This window comes from Halobacillus sp. Cin3 (assembly GCF_947311855.1).
Taxonomy (GTDB): Bacteria; Bacillota; Bacilli; order Bacillales; family Halobacillaceae; genus Halobacillus; species Halobacillus kuroshimensis.
This window is the reverse complement of sequence record NZ_CAMZMV010000002.1, coordinates 160,191-179,515: the sequence shown is the minus strand read 5'-3', so window position 1 is coordinate 179,515 and position 19,325 is coordinate 160,191. Positions and strand designations below refer to the sequence as shown.

The following is a 19,325-nucleotide window of genomic DNA, read 5'->3' as shown; positions in this document are numbered from 1 at the left end:
ATGCCCAGTAAACATATCAGCGTTCGGGGAGCCCGTGCCCACAATTTAAAAAATATAGATATTGATATCCCGAAGAATAAACTCGTCGTCATGACGGGTTTATCCGGGTCCGGAAAATCATCACTGGCTTTTGATACGATTTATGCGGAAGGACAGCGTCGTTATGTAGAGTCCTTAAGTGCCTATGCCCGTCAGTTTCTCGGACAGATGGACAAGCCGGATGTAGACTCGATTGAAGGTCTGTCGCCGGCCATTTCCATCGATCAGAAAACGACAAGCCGCAACCCGCGTTCCACGGTCGGAACGGTAACGGAGATCTACGACTATCTCCGTCTGTTATTTGCCAGGATCGGACGCCCGACCTGTCCGAACCACGGCATTGAAATCAGTTCCCAGACCGTCCAGCAGATGGTGGATCGTTTGATGGAATATCCGGAGCGCACGAAAATGCAGATTCTTGCCCCGGTCGTTTCCGGTCGTAAGGGTGAGCATGTGAAAGTGTTTGAGCAGCTCCAGAAGGAAGGGTATATCCGCCTTCGAGTCGATGGGGAAATGCGGGAAATTTCCGAGGAAATAAAACTCGAAAAAAACAAAAAGCATTCCATTGAAGTGGTCATCGACCGGATTGTCATTAAAGACAGTGTCGAAGGACGTCTGTCAGATTCGTTGGAAACAGCGTTGAATCTTGGGAATGGGAATACGATTGTCGATGTCATCGGAGAAGAAGAACTTACATTCAGCGAGCATCATGCCTGCCCGATCTGTGGATTCTCCGTCAGTGAATTGGAGCCGAGGATGTTCTCCTTCAACAGTCCGTATGGTGCCTGCAGCCGCTGTGATGGACTCGGCACTCAGCTGGAAGTCGACATTGATCTTGTCATTCCGGACTGGGGACGTTCCCTGAATGAACATGCGATTGCTGCATGGGAACCTCAGAGCTCCCAATATTACCCGCAGCTTCTGAAAAGCGTAGCGGATCATTACGGTATTGATATGGATAAACCGTTCCGTGATCTTCCTGAAGAGCATAAAGAACGTATTCTTTACGGAAGTGGAGATGAAAAAGTCTACTTCCGCTATGAAAATGACTTCGGCAAAGTACGTGAGAACGAAATTTTCTTCGAGGGTGTCATTCCGAACATTTCCCGCCGGTACAGGGAAACGAGTTCTGATTACATTCGTGAACAGATGGAGAAATACATGGCTCAGAAGCCGTGTCCGAAATGTAAAGGCAACCGTTTGAATGAAGAGGCTCTGTCCGTCTTGATTAACGGCAGCCATATTGGTACAACCACTGATTTTTCCGTAACAGAGGCCAAAGAGTTCTTTGAATCTGTTGAACTGACCGAAAAAGAAGAAACGATCGCCCGGATGATTTTGAAGGAAATCTGTGAACGACTCAGCTTCCTTGCCAATGTCGGCCTGGACTATTTAACGCTGTCCCGTTCTGCCGGTACGCTGTCCGGTGGTGAAGCACAGCGGATCAGACTGGCGACCCAGATCGGTTCCGCCCTCACCGGCGTTCTTTATGTGCTGGATGAGCCTTCCATCGGTCTGCATCAGCGGGATAATGACCGTCTGATCAATACGTTGAAGCGGATGCGTGACCTGGACAATACTTTGATTGTCGTGGAACACGATGAAGATACCATGCTTGCTGCGGACTACTTGATTGATATCGGGCCGGGCGCAGGCGCCCACGGCGGAAATATCGTTACTCAGGGGACACCAAAGCAGGTCATGAAAAACCGCAAGTCCCTGACAGGCCAGTATTTATCCGGCCGGCAGTTCATTCCCCTGCCTTCTGAACGACGGAAATCCGACGGCCGCTCCTTGAAAGTGAAAGGAGCGGAGGAAAACAACCTGAAAAAAGTGAATGCCGATATTCCGCTCGGTGTTTTCACGGCTGTGACAGGAGTTTCCGGGTCGGGGAAAAGTACGCTCATCAACGAAATCCTCTACAAGACACTGTCTATGAAGCTTCATAACGGAAAGCAGAAACCGGGACAGCACAAATCTGTCGAAGGCATAGAGCACCTGGACAAGGTCATTGATATCGACCAGTCGCCGATTGGAAGGACACCAAGATCCAACCCGGCGACCTATACAGGTGTCTTTGATGATATCCGTGATGTGTTTGCACAGACGAATGAAGCGAAAATCCGCGGATATAAAAAAGGCCGCTTCAGTTTCAACGTCAAGGGTGGACGGTGTGAAGCCTGCCGCGGAGACGGAATCATCAAAATTGAAATGCACTTCCTCCCGGATGTTTATGTTCCCTGCGAAGTCTGTGACGGTAAACGGTACAACAGAGAAACGCTGGAAGTGAAATATAAAAACAAGAGCATCGCAGATGTTCTGGCGATGACGATTGAAGAAGCGCTGGAGTTCTTCTCCAACATTCCGAAAATTAAGCGCAAACTGCAGACGGTTGCTGATGTCGGTCTGGAATATATTAAACTCGGCCAGCCGGCTACAACGTTGTCCGGCGGGGAAGCCCAGCGTGTGAAGCTTGCGAGTGAACTGCACCGCCGATCCAACGGAAAATCCTTCTACATTTTGGATGAGCCGACGACCGGCCTTCATGTGGATGATATTTCACGTCTCCTGAAAGTTCTCCAGCGTCTCGTTGATAATGGGGACTCGGTGCTTGTCATTGAACACAACCTTGATGTCATCAAAGAAGCAGATCACATTATTGACCTAGGACCGGAAGGCGGCGGAAATGGCGGACGGATCATTGCGAGTGGAACGCCTGAACACGTCGCAGAGCAGGAGGTTTCCTATACAGGGCGGTATTTGAAGCCTGTTCTGGAGAGAGACCGCGAGCGTATGGAAAAGCAGATGGATAGTCGTGAACAAGTGGCCGGCAAGTAGATGTTTTGACGCCCGCCGCCAAATTGAGTATCGTTAAACAAGAATGGTTGGACGGGAGGAATACGAGTGGAATCAATACAACCGAACAAAGTTCAGGATAAAATCAACCAGTTAGCCAATAAAACGGTATACGTGCATTTGGAAACAACCAATGGTGCTTATGCCAGTCACTTCGATGAGAATGCCTATAACGTGGGAGCTTTCATCCGTAATGCGGAAGTTTCTTATCAACACGGAAAAATCGTCAGCACGGGCGGCAGCTACCGCGTAGGTCTTAAACTTGATCTCGGATGGGTGTACGCCGAAGGGCTGAGCGATTATGAAATCGATGAAAAAGGCCGTCTGCTGATGGCGGGTCATGACCGCGAAGGACGCTTGATGGTCGCTTTGGAAATCAGTGAGACCCCATTCTCACACGGAGCGGATCCTGATGAGTAAAGGGCATGTGGTCGTCATTTTCCCACATCCGGATGACGAGTCCTTTGGTGCTTCCGGCACCATCTCTAAATTCAGGGATGAAGGGGTTCCGGTCACATACCTTTGTGGAACATTGGGAGAAATGGGACGGAATATGGGAAGTCCGGTTTTTGCTAACAGAGAGACGTTGTCCACATTCCGCAGACAGGAATTAAAGGAAGCAGCCAGACAACTTGATATTGAAGTGGAGTTTCTCGGCTACCGGGATAAGACGCTTGAATTTGAACCGCGTGATCAGGTAGCGTCTCATTTGAAGAAAAGACTGGAAGAGCTGGAGGCGACAGTGGTCATCACGCATTATCCGGGGTACGCGGTCCATCCGGATCATGATGCTCTCGGAGCCGCAGCGGTCGAGGCCGTCAAACTGATGGAAGAGACCTCGCGCCCGGATGTATGGATGCATGCCATCTCAAACGGCCATGCGGATGTATTAGGGGAACCGGATATCGTCTATGATATCCGCCCTTATTGGGAAAGGAAGCTTGCAGCGATTCAGGCCCACCTTTCCCAGGCGGACGGAATGATGAGTTTGATTGAAAATCATGATCAGGCCGCTGAACAGCTGGAACGATTGAAAACAGAACGATTTTACCGCTGGCACTTTTAACATAGCAGCCATGGATCAGACTTTACGTCGGATCCATGGTTTTTTGTTTTTGAATCTTTTTTTATGGGAACAACGTACATAGATAGGTAAAGGAGAGTGAATGTATGCCGGTAAATGAAGAACGTATGAAAATTTTGGAGATGATTGAAAAGGGAACGATCAATGCAGAAGAAGGTGCGAAGCTTTTAAGTGCTCTGGAACGTGAAGGAGAGGATCAGCCGGAGAAGAAAAAGTACGGCATTGTGAACTTTCTTGATGACGCGGTCGATAAAATTAAGAACGCCGACTTTGATCTTGCTTTTGGAGAATCGGTGGAGATTAAGGAAGATTCCCTGCTTGATGCTGGCGACTTGAAGGAAGTGGATCTAATGATTGCCAACGGTTCCCTCCATGTCTACTCCTGGGAGGAGGATCAGGTGAAGGCCTCCTCCAGAATCAAAGTGTATCAGGCGGCCTCAGAAGAAGAAGCGAAGGAACGTGTATACGGAGATGTTCAATTCGACATCAAATATGGCCTGCTTCGTTTGGCCAGTCCTTCCAAGAAAATCAAAATGCATACAGATCTTTACTTACCGAAACGCTCCTATGAATTTATTAAAGCTCAGCTCCAGAACGGCCCCCTGCACGCGGAAGGCCTGGAAGGAGAGCATTTCCATTTGAAAACCTCCAACGGTTCTGTCAAAGGAGCCCGCCTGAAAGGCAGAAGCTGCAAAATTCATACGGCCAACGGGTTGATCAAGCTCGAAGAAGGTGTGTTTGATCAGTTGGAAGCAGATACGATCAACGGGCCGGTGACCCTTGAAGGGACATTCGGGAAAATTGATGGATCCTCTGTGAGCGGAGGGATTACCGTCGACCACAAAGGAAGTACAGCGCATACCGCCTTTTTAAAAACGACAGCAGGGGCCATCCAGGTTTCTCTTCCCGTGGAGCGTAAAGTCGACGGGATTCTGAAAACGAAATTCGGTTCCCTTCAGTGCAGCCTTGATAATTATAAAATCCTGAAAGACAAGAAAGACGTTATGAATAAGACGCTGGAATTCGAAGCGTATGAACAATTTGAAGATGTTTATCATATAGAAGCAGAGACGAAGACTGGTTCAGTGAAGGTTCAGCCACCTGTCCAGCTTTAAAACAGTGGGAAAATTGAGGTGAGTGTTATGAAAAACTGGCTGCTGCATATTTTAGTGAATGCTGTTGCCATTATTGCTGTCGGAGCCCTGCTCGAAAGTGTCCAGATTGATGGTGTGGGCGGTGCTTTGCTTGCCGCATTCATCCTTTCGATCCTTAATGCGGTCGTCCGTCCATTTCTCGTCATTTTGACTCTTCCGATTACGATTGTTTCGCTCGGATTGTTCCTGTTTGTGATCAACGCCATCACACTGGCTCTGACCGACTTGTTCCTCGGAAGTACATTCGATATTGATGGATTTGGCATGACGATCCTTGCCGCGGTCATCATTTCTTTCTTGAACCTGGTACTGAACAGCCTGTTGAAGGATATGAAGAAATCCTGATTCAGCCGTACGGAGAAATCCGTACGGTTTTTTTATGCGCAGAACCTATTTTATGTCTATACTGATAGGGACCCCTGGTTGAGACAGACCTATCCAAGATTTCAGCAAAACATGCTACAATAGGGGACAGTGATTGATGAATGGAGGTTGTTGGAAAGATGAGCAAGGTCCGCACAGAAGATTTACTGGAACAGTTTCAGCTTGAATTAGTAACCGGAAAAGATGGAGTTCACCGTGAAATACATATGAGTGATATTTCCCGCCCCGGTGTAGAAATGACCGGGTATTTCAAATTTTACCCGAAAGACAGACTGCAGCTTCTCGGTAAGACGGAGCTGTCTTATTTCAATGAACTGACGAAGGAACAGCGTCAGGAGCGGGCGGAAAAGCTCTGCACGGATGTTACCCCGGGGATCGTTATAACGAGGGGAATGGATATTCCGGAAGAGTTGTTTGAAGCCGCTAAGGAAGCTGGCGTCCCATTGATGATCTCCCCATACAAGACAACGAGAGTCATCAGCCGGCTGACCAATTTTCTGGAGTCCAAGTTTGCTCCGTTTACAGCTATACACGGGGTCCTTGTAGATATTTACGGCATCGGTGTACTGATCACCGGTCAGAGTGGCGTTGGTAAAAGTGAAACAGCGCTTGAACTGGTGAAGCGTGGTCACCGTCTCGTTGCCGATGACAGCGTGGAAATCCGGCAGGAAGATTACGATACGCTGATCGGAAACAGTCCGCCGCTGATTGAGCACCTTCTGGAAATCCGCGGTCTTGGAATTATCAACGTGATGACGCTGTTTGGCGCTGGAGCTGTCCGAAGCTTCAAACGTATCACACTCGTTATCAACCTTGAACTTTGGGATAAGAACAAACAATATGACCGTCTGGGCCTTGAGGAAGAAACAATGAAAATTATGGACGTTCAAGTTCCGAAAGCGACGATCCCCGTGCGTCCAGGACGTAACCTTGCCGTTATCATTGAAGTGGCAGCAATGAACTTCCGCCTGAAGCGGATGGGCGTCAATGCCGCAGAGGAATTTTCCGAGCGGTTAACCAAAGTGATCGATCAGGATCAAACGGGGAAATAAGGAGGAAACAAGATGCAGACATGTGAAGCACAGCCTCTTGATCCCGTCTTTCTTCAGCTGGGTCCACTTTCTGTTTACTGGTATGGCCTGATTATTGCTACAGGAGCCTTTTTAGGACTATGGATTGCGACAAGAGAAACAGAAAGACTGGGATTGAAAAAGGACTATATGGTGGACATCGTGGTGTTCGCGATTCCTGCAGCCATTTTATGTGCCCGCCTTTATTATGTGATTTTTGAATGGGAGCGGTATGCCGGCGGCCCGTTGTGGAAGGTTTTTGCTGTCTGGGAAGGCGGGATCGCCATCCACGGAGCGTTGATCGGTTCGGTACTGACCGCCTATATTTATACAAAAGTAAAAGGTATCTCCTTCTGGATGATGGCAGATATCGCTGCACCGAGTATTATTCTTGGTCAGGCAATCGGGCGCTGGGGGAATTTCATGAACCAGGAAGCCCATGGTGGACCTGTCTCACAGGCTTTTTACGAGAATTTCATGCAGTATCTGCCTGCCTTCATCAACCAGCAGATGTGCATTGACGGAACGGTGTATCACCCGACGTTTCTTTATGAATCCGTCTGGAATATCATCGGATTCGCTCTTCTGCTCGTTCTTCGCCACCGATTCAACCCGCGTCGTGGGGAAGTTTTCTTAAGCTATGTCATATGGTATTCTGTCGGCCGTTTCTTCGTGGAAGGCCTTCGTACGGACAGTCTCTACTTGTTCGGAGATATCCGTATGGCTCAATTTATTTCCATTGTACTGGTCATCGGTAGTGCCGTACTCATTTACTACCGCAGAAAGAGCGGAATGGCAGATAAATATTATAACGGAAAGAAAGTAAAATAAGGGAGCCGATAGCATGAAAGGAACGTTGCTGCGTGGTGGAAATAAGGGCCTGGATTTAACATGGACACTGGGGAAAGTCATTTTTCCCGTAACACTGATTGTGACGATTCTCCAGTATACACCTGTCCTGCCATGGGTGATGGACAAACTGGAACCTCTGATGGGGTGGCTGGGTCTTCCAGGTCAGGCGGCTGTCCCTTTAGTGGTTGGGAATTTTTTGAACCTGTATGCCGGCATCGCTGCGATTCTCTCCTTTGATTTTACGGTGAAAGAAGTATTTATTTTAGCTGTCATGCTGTCGTTCTCCCATAACCTGCTGATTGAATCGACCGTTGCTAAAAAGGTCGGGGTCAGCTGGTGGATCGTTATTGGTGTCCGCCTTTCCCTTGCTTTCTTTTCTGCATTTATCATCCATTTGTTCTGGGACGGGGGAGGGGCACAGGCGAAATACGGCCTCGCCCCCTCTAATCCTGTGGAACCGGAGGGATGGACCGAAATCGTCATCCAGGGGGTGCAGACGGCCGGCATGGGGATCATCCAGCTTGCCTTCATTGTCATCCCATTGATGGTCGTCATGCAGTTTATGAGAGAAAAAGGATGGCTCGACAAATTTTCGGAATGGGTCGCTCCCTGCACCAGGTTTTTAGGTATGGAGCGTAATACGTCCATGACACTGGCCGCCGGATTGACGATCGGCCTTGCCTACGGGGCCGGGTTAATGATTCAGGCCGTGGAAGAAGACGGTGTATCAAAAAAGGATATGTATCTGGCCGTCATCTTCCTTGTCGCCTGTCATGCTGTCGTTGAAGATACGCTCGTATTCATTCCACTCGGCATTCCTGTCTGGCCGCTTCTCATCATCCGGTTAACGACAGCTGTGCTGTTAACAGCGGCCGTAGGGTTTGTTTGGAACAAATTACAACATAATAGAAAGGATACATCACATGAGCATACGTACCATTCTCTTTGATTTAGACGGCACACTGATTGATACGAATGAACTGATTATTGCATCCTTCACTCACACCATCGCCCAATATGGGGACAGAGACTATACGCGTGAAGAGATCTTGGATTTTATCGGGCCCCCTCTTGTGGAAAGCCTGGCTAAGATCAATCCGGACAAGGTGGAGGAGATGGTGGAAACCTACCGAGAACATAATGTGGAGAACCATGACCGCTATGTGACTGCCTACGAAGGTGTTGTTGAAACAATGCATGCCTTGAAGGACGAAGGTTTCCGGCTTGGCATAGTGACCACAAAGATGAAAAACACGGTACACTTGGGACTTGAGCTCACGAATTTGGACGGCTTGTTTGAAACGGTAGTCACTCTTGATGATGTGACCAATGCCAAACCTCATCCGGAACCAATTATGCGTGCGCTTCAGGAACTGGATACACCGGCATCAGAAGCACTTATGGTCGGTGATAATACTCATGATATTGATGCAGGGAAAAATGCCGGAACGAAAACAGCCGGGGTTGTATGGACGGTCAAAGGCAGAAATGTACTGGACGATTTAAGCCCGGATTACATGCTGGATAACATGCGTGACCTGCTGCAGATTACCGGGAGATAATGGATGAGAAAGACAGACCGCTATCCCGTCGAGGGCGCGAATTCCTTGTGGCATATCTATAAAACCGTGCCTTTTTTAAAAGTCGTGAAAAATTTCACCATTATTCAAGTGGCACGCTATACCCCTTTTCTCGGAATGAAAAATTGGCTGTACCGCACGTTTTTAGACATGAAGGTGGGGGATCGGACAGCCTTTGCCTTGATGGTGATGGTTGATATTATGTTTCCTGAAAAAATCAAAGTTGGGTATAATACGGTAATTGGGTACAATACAACCATCCTTGCTCATGAATACTTGATCGATGAATACCGGCTGGGTGAGGTGACCATCGGAGATGAGGTCCTGATCGGAGCCAATACGACAATCCTCCCGGGAATCACTATTGGGGACAGGGCGGTCGTATCGGCGGGCACGTTGGTGAATAAAGATGTTCCACCCGGCAGTTTTGTCGGGGGAAACCCGATGAAGGTCATTTATACGAAAGAGCAGATGGCTCAGCGGGAGGCGGAGGAATGAGTTTTACACAAACGGTTTTACCAGCAGTAAAGAAAATCAAGGATTTTGAAACACTGCTGGAATCGGATACGGAGTATATCATCCTTCTTGAAAGCCGTCTCGGACTGCTTCGAAAGCTCGTCCGTCTTGGGCAGAAGTCGGGAAAGAAAGTCCTCGTCCATGTGGATTTGATCCAAGGCTTGAAAGCGGATGATTACGGTATGGAATACCTCGGTCAGGAAGTGAAACCCGACGGGGTGATTTCAACAAGAGGGCATGTCATTCATCAGGCGAAAAAATATAATATCCTATCTGTGCAGCGGTTGTTTCTTATTGACAGCCAGGCCATTGAGCACAATGTAAAGCTCATCCAGAGAACGGAGCCTGATTACGTCGAAGTTTTGCCCGGTGTCCTGCCGGGAATGATAAAAGAGATTAAAGAGCGGATCGGGGTACCTGTCATCGCTGGAGGACTCGTCCGTACGGAGGAAGACGTAGAGCAGGCACTGGCCTCCGGGGCTTCTGCCGTTTCTACTTCTCGTACCGACTTATGGAAGTTTTCCAAATAGATGATACAGACGCCCATTTTAAAAAGAAGCCTGAAAACGCACAGAGATTAGAAGAGACGCTAATAGTTGTGCGTTTTTGGCAGGGATCCGCTGAAGATCGGAAAGGAGCGGGCACATGACGGAATTTATGGGTGAATTGATTGGTACGATGATTTTAATCATTTTTGGAGGCGGTGTCATAGCCGGAGCGAACTTGAAAGCTACAAAAGCGGAGGGAAACTGGGTGCTTATTACGATTGCCTGGGGCCTCGCTGTAGCCATGGGCGTGTACGCGGTTGGAAGCGTTACAGGCGCCCATATCAATCCGGCAGTTACACTTGGGTTTGCCGTTGTCGGAGATTTCCCGTGGGCGAAAGTCCCGCTATACATCACCGCACAAATGATGGGGGCATTTATCGGAGCAGCCATCGTGTTTTTCCATTACCTGCCTCATTTCAAAGACACGGAAGATCAGCTGGCTATCAAATCCATCTTTTGTACGGATCCGGCCATACGCAGTCCTATTTCCAATCTTGTAAGTGAAATTATCGGTACCTTTGTACTCGTGATGGGGTTATTATTTATAGGGGCCAATGAATTCACAGACGGCTTGAATCCATTGATCGTCGGCTTGTTGATTGTGGCCATCGGGATGTCCCTTGGTTCTACAACCGGTTATGCGATCAACCCTGCGAGGGACCTCGGGCCAAGACTGGCGCATGCGGTTCTTCCTATTCCCGGCAAGGGAGGATCTGATTGGGGTTACTCCTGGATTCCTGTGGCTGGTCCGGCTATCGGTGGAATGTATGGCGGATTATTTTATCAAGCCATTTTCCAGGCGGAGTTTACCATATGGTTTTGGATAGGATCCGCGGTTATCGCCGCTGCCCTTCTCAGTTCCATGAACATAGAATTAAAAAAAGTGAAACAAGCATAGAGGGAGAGATTTACTATGGGAGACTATATTTTATCAATTGATCAGGGTACAACGAGCTCGCGGGCGATCCTGTTCAACCGCAATGGAGAAATTGTTGAAACCGCACAGAAGGAATTTCAACAATACTTTCCAAAAAGAGGATGGGTGGAGCATGATGCCAATGAAATCTGGACATCTGTGCTGGCCTGTATTTCGGATGTGCTCCGCCTTGCGGATGTAGACCCTGGCGACATTGCTGGAATCGGTATCACAAACCAGCGGGAAACGACCGTCGTGTGGGATAAAAACACAGGGAAGCCGATCTACAAAGCAGTCGTCTGGCAGTCCAGACAGACGCAGGGGATTTGTAACGAATTGAAGGAGAAGGGACTGGAAGATACCTTCCGTGAAAAGACGGGTCTTCTCCTTGATCCTTACTTCGCAGGAACGAAAGTGAAATGGATTTTGGACAATGTGGACGGAGCAAGAGAAAAAGCCGAAAACGGGGACCTGCTGTTCGGAACGATTGATACGTGGCTCGTATATAAGCTGTCCGGGCAGAAGGCCCATGTTACGGACTATTCCAATGCTTCCCGTACGCTTATGTACAACATTTATGATTTGGAATGGGACAAGGAGCTCCTGGAACTGCTGAACGTTCCAGAAAGCATGCTTCCTGAAGTGAAAGAGTCCTCTGATGTCTATGCTCATACCATCGATTATCACTTCTACGGAAAAGAGGTACCGATCGCAGGGATTGCCGGGGACCAGCATGCGGCTCTGTTCGGACAGGCCTGCTTTGAAAAAGGAATGGCTAAAAATACTTACGGCACCGGTGGCTTCATGTTAATGAATACCGGGGAAGAGCCGGTCAAATCCAACCACGGTCTGCTTACAACACTGGCCTGGGGGCTGGATGGTAAAGTCGAATATGCTCTGGAAGGCAGTATCTTCGTTTCTGGTTCAGCCATCCAGTGGCTCCGTGACGGCCTGCAGATGATCGAATCTTCTCCTCAGAGTGAAGAAGTTGCAGGAGAAGTGAATTCTGCTGACGGGGTGTATGTCGTGCCGGCCTTTGTTGGTCTTGGAACACCATATTGGGACAGTGAAGCGCGCGGAGCGGTATTCGGTCTGACACGGGGAACAACCAAAGCCCACTTTGTAAGAGCCACGCTTGACTCACTGGCCTATCAAACGAAAGATGTGGTCAATGCTATGGTGGAAGACTCCGGTCTTGAATTGAAAACGCTCCGGGTGGACGGCGGCGCTGTAAAAAATAATATGCTGATGCAGTTCCAGAGTGACCTGCTTGATGTGAACGTGGAACGTCCGGAAATCAATGAAACGACAGCGCTTGGGGCTGCCTACCTTGCCGGTCTTGCGGTTGGTTTCTGGGAAGACCGCCGGGAAATCGAAAATCAATGGAAGGTGGAGCGTGAATTCCAGCCAAGTATGGAGGAAAAGAAAACGCAGACACTATACAAAGGATGGCAGAAAGCTGTGGAAGCTACCCGGGTCTTCAAGCCTGAAGAATAAATCTTTGACACGTGTCCGCTCTCTGATATAATAAAGGTACAAGTTAATGGACACGGTCGGAGACGCGGAGAGACCACGAAGCTTTATGCACAGCATAAGGAGTTTCGTGGTCTCTTTTTTTATGCCACAGTGTCTAAAGAACATTCCCACACATAACTTTCGACATTTTCGGGAATACCCGTACCAGACCATTAAATGAAGACAACGGAAGAAGGAGAGATCGATATGCAATCATTTTCAAGCTTGGAAAGACAACGTCAATTTGAACGCTTGACTCAGGAAGAGTGGGACGTACTCGTCATCGGGGGAGGAATTACCGGCTCTGGAATTGCACTGGATGCGGCCAGCCGCGGTATGAAAACAGCGGTCGTTGAAATGCAGGACTATGCAGCCGGAACATCCAGCCGCTCCACGAAACTCGTACACGGCGGCCTGCGTTACTTGAAACAGTTTGAAGTTAAAATGGTGGCAGAAGTAGGAAAAGAGCGGGAGATCGTATATGAAAACGGCCCGCACGTAACCACTCCTGAATGGATGCTGCTTCCATTCCACCAGGGCGGAAACTTCGGCCCGTTCTCTACCAACATCGGCCTGCGCGTCTACGATTATCTGGCTGGTGTTAAGAAATCCGAGCGCCGCTCCATGATGAGTGCGGAAGAAGCGCTTAAGCGTGAACCTCTTATCAAGCAGGACGGCTTAAAAGGTGCTGGGTATTACGTTGAGTACAAAACAGATGATGCCCGTCTGACTCTGGAAGTTATGAAAAAAGCAGTTGAATATGGCGCCAACTCTTCCAACTACTCCAAAGTCGTGGACTTTATCTATAGTGATGAAGGCAGAATCGTTGGAGCAGTAGTGGAAGATACGATCACAGGAGAACAGTATAACGTGAAAGCGAAGAAAATCATCAATGCGGGCGGCCCTTGGGTTGATGAGCTACGTGAAATCGACGGCTCCAAGAAAGGGAAAACCCTGCAGTTGACTAAAGGTGTTCACCTTGTATTCGATCAGTCTGTCTTCCCGCTGAAGCAGGCGATCTACTTCGACAGTCCGGACGGTCGTATGATTTTTGCTATTCCTAGAAACGGGAAAACGTATATCGGTACAACCGATACGGTTTACGATCAGGACATTTCACATCCAACGATGACGGAAGAGGACCGCGATTACATTATTAAAGCGATGAACTATATGTTCCCAACCGTTAAAGCGACAAAAGAAGATGTGGAATCCAGCTGGGCCGGCCTTCGTCCTCTTATTCATGAGGAAGGCAAAGACCCATCTGAAATCTCCCGTAAAGATGAAATTTTCGTTTCTGACTCCGGTCTGATTTCCATGGCTGGCGGGAAGCTGACCGGCTACCGTAAGATGGCTGTGACAGCTGTCGATCTTGTCCGCGATCAATTGATGGAAGAAACCGGCGTGCGCTACTCTGATTCCGAGACGAAGCGTATGGCTATTTCCGGAGGAGAAGTTGGCGGATCTAAAGGATTCAAGCAGTTCAAAGAAGAACGCTTGAAGATCGCTGAATCCATCGGTATTGATAAAGAGGAAGCAGATAAATTGATCCAGCTTTATGGTGCCAACGTGGATAAAGTGTTCAATAACTTCCAAAACCGTAAAGAGGAAGCAGAGAAGGAAGGCATTGATCCAACTGTCTTTGCCCAGCTTGCTTATGCGCTTGAAGAAGAAATGACCTTCAAGCCGGTGGACTTCTTCGTCCGCCGTACCGCAGCCCTGTTCTTCAACATTCAATGGGTCCGCGATCATAAGGACAGTGTCATTGACTACATGGCTGAATCCTTAAACTATACAGATGAGCAGAAGAAAGAATATACCGAGCAGCTTGATCAGCTTCTAAAAGAAGCCGTTACGCCTGTTGAATATGTATAAGTAATCAAACCCGTCCTCTCCGGAGGACGGGTTTTTAAGGTTCTCGTGGAAACCGGTGCTGTTAATTTATCAGCGGATAAATACACGGCCTGCGAATGGCCTTTGTTTCACAAGGTAACAAACAGCGGATCTTATGATATATACCCGATCAAAAAATCTGTCGGGAAAGTTCATTCAGGCTCTTTTTTTTCGATAGGATTTAAAAATCTTCATGTCTTGTCGGAGAGATGGAGAGGAGGCTGCATACCCCTTCTTCTTCCTGCTTACATGTGGAGGTCGTGCCTTTCTGTACGTTTTTTTAAGAGCTGGGCTCGGACGTCCGCCTTCCGATAGCCAACAGTTTGCTTTCTGTCCTATGGGGAGAACGGATATTTGAAACTTTTTCCTTGTTTGCTGCGTAGAACATAGAAAGGGGGAAAAGGTATGACGGACATTCGGTCGTTGATATTGAAAGATGCAGGAAGACAGTTGATCACGGGTGGGGTGTTGCTGGTTTTTGGTATGTTCTTTCTTATTTCCATCTTATTTTATCAGGAGGGTTCCTTTATCCTTTCTCTATTCTACTTCCCCTTGTTTTTTGTAACGGGAGCAGGATTGTTTGTGACGGGCCTTCAGGATTTCAACAAATTACGGCATACGACCATCCAGACCGCGGACTCCTGTCCTGAATACACCTATCCCCTTTTTCCGAAGCGCATGTATCTTGGCCAGCAGAATATTAGAAATGATCAAGCTGGTCTTTATGATATGAGAGGGGAACGATATGCACAGGCGGAGGAAGAACAGCACTGGAAGTATAAACCGGCCGCTGTCATTTCAAGCTGGCTTTCTATTCCTTCCATTAAATCAGGTTCTTTTGTTTATAAAGATGATCAGGATGCGTCTCAGTACCGCCTTGAGAAAAAGGGCGGCTTCAAATGGCGTGGTTATATTCAGAATGAAGCAGGCAGGTATACGGCTTATACGAAAGAGTGGAAAGGGACGGATGGAAAGCGTGTCATCGGTTTTATTGAAGGACACAACCTCCGATGGCAGCTTGAAGGAGATCGTTACCTCGGCTGGTACCAGGTGACAGATGAAAACGACAGGGTCTGGGCGGAGATTAAGCAGGGAGCTATTCCGACCGAAGCGGCCGACCGTTTCGGGAACATGCCGGGTTTTATCATAGAATGGTCTGTACGGGAGCAGGTGCCTTCCTCACTTGTCGCTTTTCTATTTTTATTTCAATACGGGAATTATTAAACACCAGCGTTGGCTGGTGTTTTTAATTTCCAAAATTTTATAGTTGAAGATGACGTTAACGTAAATGGTATAGTGTAATTGTTGGAAAATTCACTCAATGAGAGGCGCTGCAGATGAGAGACGAACTGTCGATTAAGGATGTAGCTGAAACGTTTGATGTAACGAAGCGGACGATCCGGTATTACGAAGAAATCGGCTTAATCAGGCCGGAACGGAATCTCCAGGGACGAAGGATGTTCTCCCCTGGCGACCTCACAAGAATCCGACTCATATTCCGTGGCAAAAAGTATGGCTTTCATCTGGAAGAAATCAAGGAAATGATCGAACTTTTTGATCAAGACCCTTCCGGAGTCAGCCAGCTGGAAAGGACCATGTCTTACGGCAGGGAAAAGATGCAGGAAGTGGACATCAGAATCCGTGAACTATTGGAATTAAAGAAGGAAATGGAAACTTGGATGGAAAGGTTTGAGCAGGAATTGAGGGAGCGGAGAGGAGAAACGCTGTGAATGTATCAGAAATGCTGGCTTATCAGGCAAGAAAGTATCCGGATAAAGATGGATTGATTTCACCCGATCGACGATTGAGCTATAAGGAATGGAATGAACAGGTGAATCAAATGGCCCGTGCCTTCATGAGACTTGGTGTCGAACGTGGGGATAAAATCGTCATTCACATGCCGAACACAATCGAGTTTATAGTGAGCTACTTTGCGGCTCACCGGGCGGGAGCGGTGGTCGTTCCCATTCATGCCCGATTGATAGAGAAGGAAGTTTCCTATATTTATGATCACAGTGATGCGGTCGTCCTGCTTACACATGAACAGACGTGGCCACAAGTCAAAGGGCTTGCAGAGGACAACACGGGCACCTTTATTAAAACCGGGGCTTCCCAAGGTAACTGGCTCTCCTACTCTGCTCTTCTGGCTCAGGAAGAGGCGCTGGAAGTCGTGAATGATGCCTCTGAAGAGGAGGAGGCTTCCATTTTGTATACGTCTGGAACGACGGGGACGCCAAAAGGAGTTGTGTTTACGCACAAAAATATACTAAGCGTTTCCATTATGATGGCGATTGAGATGGAGATGAAAGTTTCGAGCCGGATTCTTCATATGATGCCACTCAGCCATTCCGCTCCGCTTCACTTGTTTTTAACCGCAGGTACCTATGTCGGAGCTGCCCATGTTACAGCGTCATCATTTACGCCTGATCTTTTGCTGGAACTCGCATCCAGAGAGAAAACGACGCATTTCTTCGGTGCACCTGTCGCCTATTTAATGACAGCCAGACATCCGGATGTTGCAGATACAGACATGAGCTGGATGAAACACTGGGTTTATGGAGGAGCACCACTTTCCCGTACGGAGGTGGATTTCATACAAAAACAGTTGGACACAGAGAGCCTGTACTGTGTATATGGATTAACAGAAGCCGGTCCCAACGGTACTCTTCTGCTTCCGTCAGAGCATGAGAGAAAAGCAGGAAGTATCGGTCAGCGTGCGGCTCTCAACTGTGAAATGAAAATCACCCGTGACGATGGGCAGGAAACCGGAGCGGGTGAGGTGGGCGAAATCTGTCTGCGGGGAGATGGAGTCATGAAAGCCTACTACAAAGACCCGGACCTCACCAGAGAAGTCATTCAGGACGGATGGTTGAAAACCGGTGATCTCGCTGTGCGGGATGAGGAGGGGTATGTGTGGGTGGTCGATCGTATGAAAGATATGATTATCTCGGGAGGTGTCAATATCTACCCGCGGGAAATTGAAACCATCCTCCTGCAGCATCCTCTTATTGAGGATGCAGCGGTGACGGGCGTCCCCCATCCCGACTGGGGTGAAACGGTGAAGGCCTTTATCGTTTCGCACAGCAGAATCGATCAATTGGAAGAGGAGTGCCGGTCCTTTCTGGAAAACCACTTGGCAGGGTATAAAATCCCGAGGTTGTATGAAGAAGTTCAGGAGCTGCCTCGTAATGCCACAGGCAAGCTGTTAAAGCACAGGCTTCGAGAAGAAAATCAACAGGTTCAGGGGGAGCGGTCATGAACTTTTTTCTAAATGACGAGAATCTTCAGCATGTACTGAAGCAATCCTGGAATGAACCTTTTCAGAAATGGGCCTTCCCCAAGCTGGAAAATTACGGTGCGATGTGTGCTCACGACATTGATGAGCGCGCGGCGTACACCGACAGAGATGGCCGGCCTGTTTTGATTAAGTATGACAAAATGGGGCGGGATATTTCCTATGTGCGTCTCAATGAAGGGTACTTGAAGACCGTTCGGGATACCTACAGCACTGGTATTGTGGGTTTTGTTCATAAACAGATTCCGGAACTAGGGGTGCCGGGGGATTACACGTATTCCTTTGCTCTCGGTTACCTGCTCTCCCAGGCAGAGCCCGGCTTTTACTGTCCGGTCACCCTTACAATGGCTACTGCGTATTTAATCGATCATTACGCTGATGACCAATTGAAAGCTAAATATCTGCCTCACGTTCTATCCACAGGAGAGGTGGACCTTTTTGAAGGAGCGACTTTCTTAACCGAGCGCCAGGGAGGATCGGATGTTGGGGCAAATGAGGTCAAGGCCGTGAAGGAGGGGGACGTCTACCACCTTTATGGGGAAAAATATTTTGCCAGTAACGCCGGTGCCTGTGGTGTCGCTATGGTTCTGGCCAGGGTGGAAGGTGCGCCGAAGGGGACGAAAGGATTGAGTCTGTTCCTCGTGCCCTGGCGTGGCGGGGATGGACAGCTGAACGGAATTCAAATCCGCCGTTTGAAAGACAAGCTCGGAGTCCGGGCTGTTCCATCAGCCGAGGTGGAATTTGCAGGAGCTGAGGGTTACTTAGTAGGAGAGGCGGACAGAGGGTTTTATTACATGATGGAAGCCTTGAACCTTTCCCGGATATGCAATGCCGTGGCTTCAATTGGAATTATGCGCCGCTCAGTCACCGAATCCCTTGCCTATGCGAAAGAACGGGAGGCGTTTGGGGGCAGGCTGATTGACTACCCGATGATTCAGGATACCCTTTCCACTATGACAGTGAAGCAGGAAGTGGAAACGCGGGCGGTGTTTCACATGATTCGTGCCTTTGACCGCATGGTTCATGCTTCAGAACACCGTCCGGAAGAAGAGGTGCTGAACCGGCTTCGTATTGCTGTATTAAAAAAGGAATCGGCAGAACAGGCGGTTCACTTTGCCCAGGAAGCCATTGAACTTCATGGAGGAAATGGGTATATCGAGGATTTTGTCACTCCCCGACTGCTTCGTGATGCCCAGGTGCTTACAGTCTGGGAGGGGACGGCGAACATCCTTGGGCTTGAGGTTTTGCGGCTGTTCCATAAGTATCAGGCCCACCAGTTGTTTTACGATGAGCTTAAAGCACGAATGGATGTCTTGGAAAAGGATGAGAATGTGCGTGCGGTCGACGAATACTTGGAAAATTTTCTTGAAGAATCCAGACGGATGATGCAGATGAAGGAACGGGAGCAGACCTTTTACAGCAAACGCCTCGCCAAAAAGATGGCTCTGCTCTATGAAGGGGTCACCGCACTGGAGATGAAAAGAGAAGGCGGACGGACAGAAAAGGCCGCCAGCTTGTATCTCCACCTTCATTTTCACCGCGAATCAAACTTGGAAGATCCATTGGTCCTTCAGTATGCAGATGATCTGTTATACCGGACGGCCGTCAAACCTTAAACAGACA

General features: G+C 48.5%; 18 protein-coding genes. All 18 read left to right on the top strand.

Annotated elements, in window-relative coordinates; translation table 11 throughout:
• Entirely contained in the window at positions 1 to 2,877 is a 2,877-nt protein-coding gene (uvrA, locus tag QMA39_RS09070; RefSeq protein ID WP_281658471.1) for an excinuclease ABC subunit UvrA, read from the top strand.
• A gap of 66 nt (positions 2,878 to 2,943) precedes the next feature.
• Positions 2,944 to 3,315, top strand: coding sequence for a YojF family protein (locus QMA39_RS09065; RefSeq protein ID WP_027956289.1), 372 nt, complete (start codon positions 2,944 to 2,946; stop codon positions 3,313 to 3,315).
• Positions 3,308 to 3,961 (top strand): bacillithiol biosynthesis deacetylase BshB2, encoded by a 654-nt coding sequence (bshB2, locus tag QMA39_RS09060; RefSeq protein WP_281658470.1) that lies wholly within the window; start codon positions 3,308 to 3,310, stop codon positions 3,959 to 3,961. Before QMA39_RS09065 ends, bshB2 begins: the two co-directional genes overlap by 8 nt.
• 104 nt (positions 3,962 to 4,065) lie before the next feature.
• Positions 4,066 to 5,094: a DUF4097 family beta strand repeat-containing protein gene (locus QMA39_RS09055; RefSeq protein ID WP_281658469.1), complete on the top strand. Its 1,029-nt coding sequence runs from the start codon at positions 4,066 to 4,068 to the stop codon at positions 5,092 to 5,094.
• 27 nt (positions 5,095 to 5,121) lie between these two features.
• Positions 5,122 to 5,478: a phage holin family protein gene (locus tag QMA39_RS09050; RefSeq protein ID WP_281658468.1), complete on the top strand. Its 357-nt coding sequence runs from the start codon at positions 5,122 to 5,124 to the stop codon at positions 5,476 to 5,478.
• A 158-nt stretch (positions 5,479 to 5,636) separates the two neighbouring features.
• Positions 5,637 to 6,569 carry an HPr(Ser) kinase/phosphatase gene (hprK, locus tag QMA39_RS09045; protein WP_027956293.1) on the top strand — a complete coding sequence of 311 codons (933 nt, stop codon included), beginning with the start codon at positions 5,637 to 5,639 and terminating at the stop codon, positions 6,567 to 6,569.
• 12 nt (positions 6,570 to 6,581) lie between these two features.
• Positions 6,582 to 7,418, top strand: a complete 837-nt coding sequence (gene lgt, locus QMA39_RS09040) for a prolipoprotein diacylglyceryl transferase (protein WP_027956294.1) — start codon at positions 6,582 to 6,584, stop codon at positions 7,416 to 7,418.
• A gap of 13 nt (positions 7,419 to 7,431) precedes the next feature.
• Positions 7,432 to 8,388, top strand: a complete 957-nt coding sequence (locus QMA39_RS09035; RefSeq protein WP_281658467.1) for a nucleoside recognition domain-containing protein — start codon at positions 7,432 to 7,434, stop codon at positions 8,386 to 8,388.
• Positions 8,363 to 9,001, top strand: a complete 639-nt coding sequence (ppaX, locus tag QMA39_RS09030; protein WP_281658466.1) for a pyrophosphatase PpaX — start codon at positions 8,363 to 8,365, stop codon at positions 8,999 to 9,001. Before QMA39_RS09035 ends, ppaX begins: the two co-directional genes overlap by 26 nt.
• 3 nt (positions 9,002 to 9,004) lie before the next feature.
• Positions 9,005 to 9,517: an acyltransferase gene (locus QMA39_RS09025; protein WP_281658465.1), complete on the top strand. Its 513-nt coding sequence runs from the start codon at positions 9,005 to 9,007 to the stop codon at positions 9,515 to 9,517.
• Positions 9,514 to 10,065, top strand: coding sequence for a glycerol-3-phosphate responsive antiterminator (locus QMA39_RS09020; RefSeq protein WP_027956298.1), 552 nt, complete (start codon positions 9,514 to 9,516; stop codon positions 10,063 to 10,065). The genes QMA39_RS09025 and QMA39_RS09020 overlap by 4 nt, the downstream gene beginning before the upstream one ends.
• Positions 10,066 to 10,180: 115 nt before the next feature.
• Complete coding sequence (locus tag QMA39_RS09015) at positions 10,181 to 10,981, top strand: MIP/aquaporin family protein (RefSeq protein WP_206933490.1); 801 nt, start codon at positions 10,181 to 10,183, stop codon at positions 10,979 to 10,981.
• 15 nt (positions 10,982 to 10,996) lie between these two features.
• Positions 10,997 to 12,496 carry a glycerol kinase GlpK gene (gene glpK, locus QMA39_RS09010; protein WP_281658464.1) on the top strand — a complete coding sequence of 500 codons (1,500 nt, stop codon included), beginning with the start codon at positions 10,997 to 10,999 and terminating at the stop codon, positions 12,494 to 12,496.
• 225 nt (positions 12,497 to 12,721) lie between these two features.
• Positions 12,722 to 14,389: a glycerol-3-phosphate dehydrogenase/oxidase gene (locus tag QMA39_RS09005; RefSeq protein ID WP_027956301.1), complete on the top strand. Its 1,668-nt coding sequence runs from the start codon at positions 12,722 to 12,724 to the stop codon at positions 14,387 to 14,389.
• 423 nt (positions 14,390 to 14,812) lie between these two features.
• Positions 14,813 to 15,631: a hypothetical protein gene (locus QMA39_RS09000; protein ID WP_281658463.1), complete on the top strand. Its 819-nt coding sequence runs from the start codon at positions 14,813 to 14,815 to the stop codon at positions 15,629 to 15,631.
• Positions 15,632 to 15,744: 113 nt separating this feature from the next.
• On the top strand, positions 15,745 to 16,137 hold the full coding sequence (locus tag QMA39_RS08995; protein WP_281658462.1) for a MerR family transcriptional regulator: 393 nt from the start codon (positions 15,745 to 15,747) through the stop codon (positions 16,135 to 16,137).
• Positions 16,134 to 17,666 carry a long-chain-fatty-acid--CoA ligase gene (locus QMA39_RS08990; RefSeq protein ID WP_281658461.1) on the top strand — a complete coding sequence of 511 codons (1,533 nt, stop codon included), beginning with the start codon at positions 16,134 to 16,136 and terminating at the stop codon, positions 17,664 to 17,666. Before QMA39_RS08995 ends, QMA39_RS08990 begins: the two co-directional genes overlap by 4 nt.
• Complete coding sequence (locus QMA39_RS08985) at positions 17,663 to 19,318, top strand: acyl-CoA dehydrogenase family protein (RefSeq protein WP_281658460.1); 1,656 nt, start codon at positions 17,663 to 17,665, stop codon at positions 19,316 to 19,318. The genes QMA39_RS08990 and QMA39_RS08985 overlap by 4 nt, the downstream gene beginning before the upstream one ends.
• Positions 19,319 to 19,325: the final 7 nt, after the last annotated feature.

Coding starts and splice junctions, on each gene's coding strand:
- QMA39_RS08985 (WP_281658460.1), top strand. CDS start 17,663: ATGAACTTTTTTCTAAATGACGAGAATCTTCAGCATGTACTGAAGCAA.
- QMA39_RS09050 (WP_281658468.1), top strand. CDS start 5,122: ATGAAAAACTGGCTGCTGCATATTTTAGTGAATGCTGTTGCCATTATT.
- QMA39_RS08995 (WP_281658462.1), top strand. CDS start 15,745: ATGAGAGACGAACTGTCGATTAAGGATGTAGCTGAAACGTTTGATGTA.
- QMA39_RS09025 (WP_281658465.1), top strand. CDS start 9,005: ATGAGAAAGACAGACCGCTATCCCGTCGAGGGCGCGAATTCCTTGTGG.
- QMA39_RS09000 (WP_281658463.1), top strand. CDS start 14,813: ATGACGGACATTCGGTCGTTGATATTGAAAGATGCAGGAAGACAGTTG.
- QMA39_RS09035 (WP_281658467.1), top strand. CDS start 7,432: ATGAAAGGAACGTTGCTGCGTGGTGGAAATAAGGGCCTGGATTTAACA.
- lgt (WP_027956294.1), top strand. CDS start 6,582: ATGCAGACATGTGAAGCACAGCCTCTTGATCCCGTCTTTCTTCAGCTG.
- QMA39_RS09015 (WP_206933490.1), top strand. CDS start 10,181: ATGACGGAATTTATGGGTGAATTGATTGGTACGATGATTTTAATCATT.
- QMA39_RS09020 (WP_027956298.1), top strand. CDS start 9,514: ATGAGTTTTACACAAACGGTTTTACCAGCAGTAAAGAAAATCAAGGAT.
- QMA39_RS09055 (WP_281658469.1), top strand. CDS start 4,066: ATGCCGGTAAATGAAGAACGTATGAAAATTTTGGAGATGATTGAAAAG.
- uvrA (WP_281658471.1), top strand. CDS start 1: ATGCCCAGTAAACATATCAGCGTTCGGGGAGCCCGTGCCCACAATTTA.
- QMA39_RS09005 (WP_027956301.1), top strand. CDS start 12,722: ATGCAATCATTTTCAAGCTTGGAAAGACAACGTCAATTTGAACGCTTG.
- hprK (WP_027956293.1), top strand. CDS start 5,637: ATGAGCAAGGTCCGCACAGAAGATTTACTGGAACAGTTTCAGCTTGAA.
- glpK (WP_281658464.1), top strand. CDS start 10,997: ATGGGAGACTATATTTTATCAATTGATCAGGGTACAACGAGCTCGCGG.
- bshB2 (WP_281658470.1), top strand. CDS start 3,308: ATGAGTAAAGGGCATGTGGTCGTCATTTTCCCACATCCGGATGACGAG.
- ppaX (WP_281658466.1), top strand. CDS start 8,363: ATGAGCATACGTACCATTCTCTTTGATTTAGACGGCACACTGATTGAT.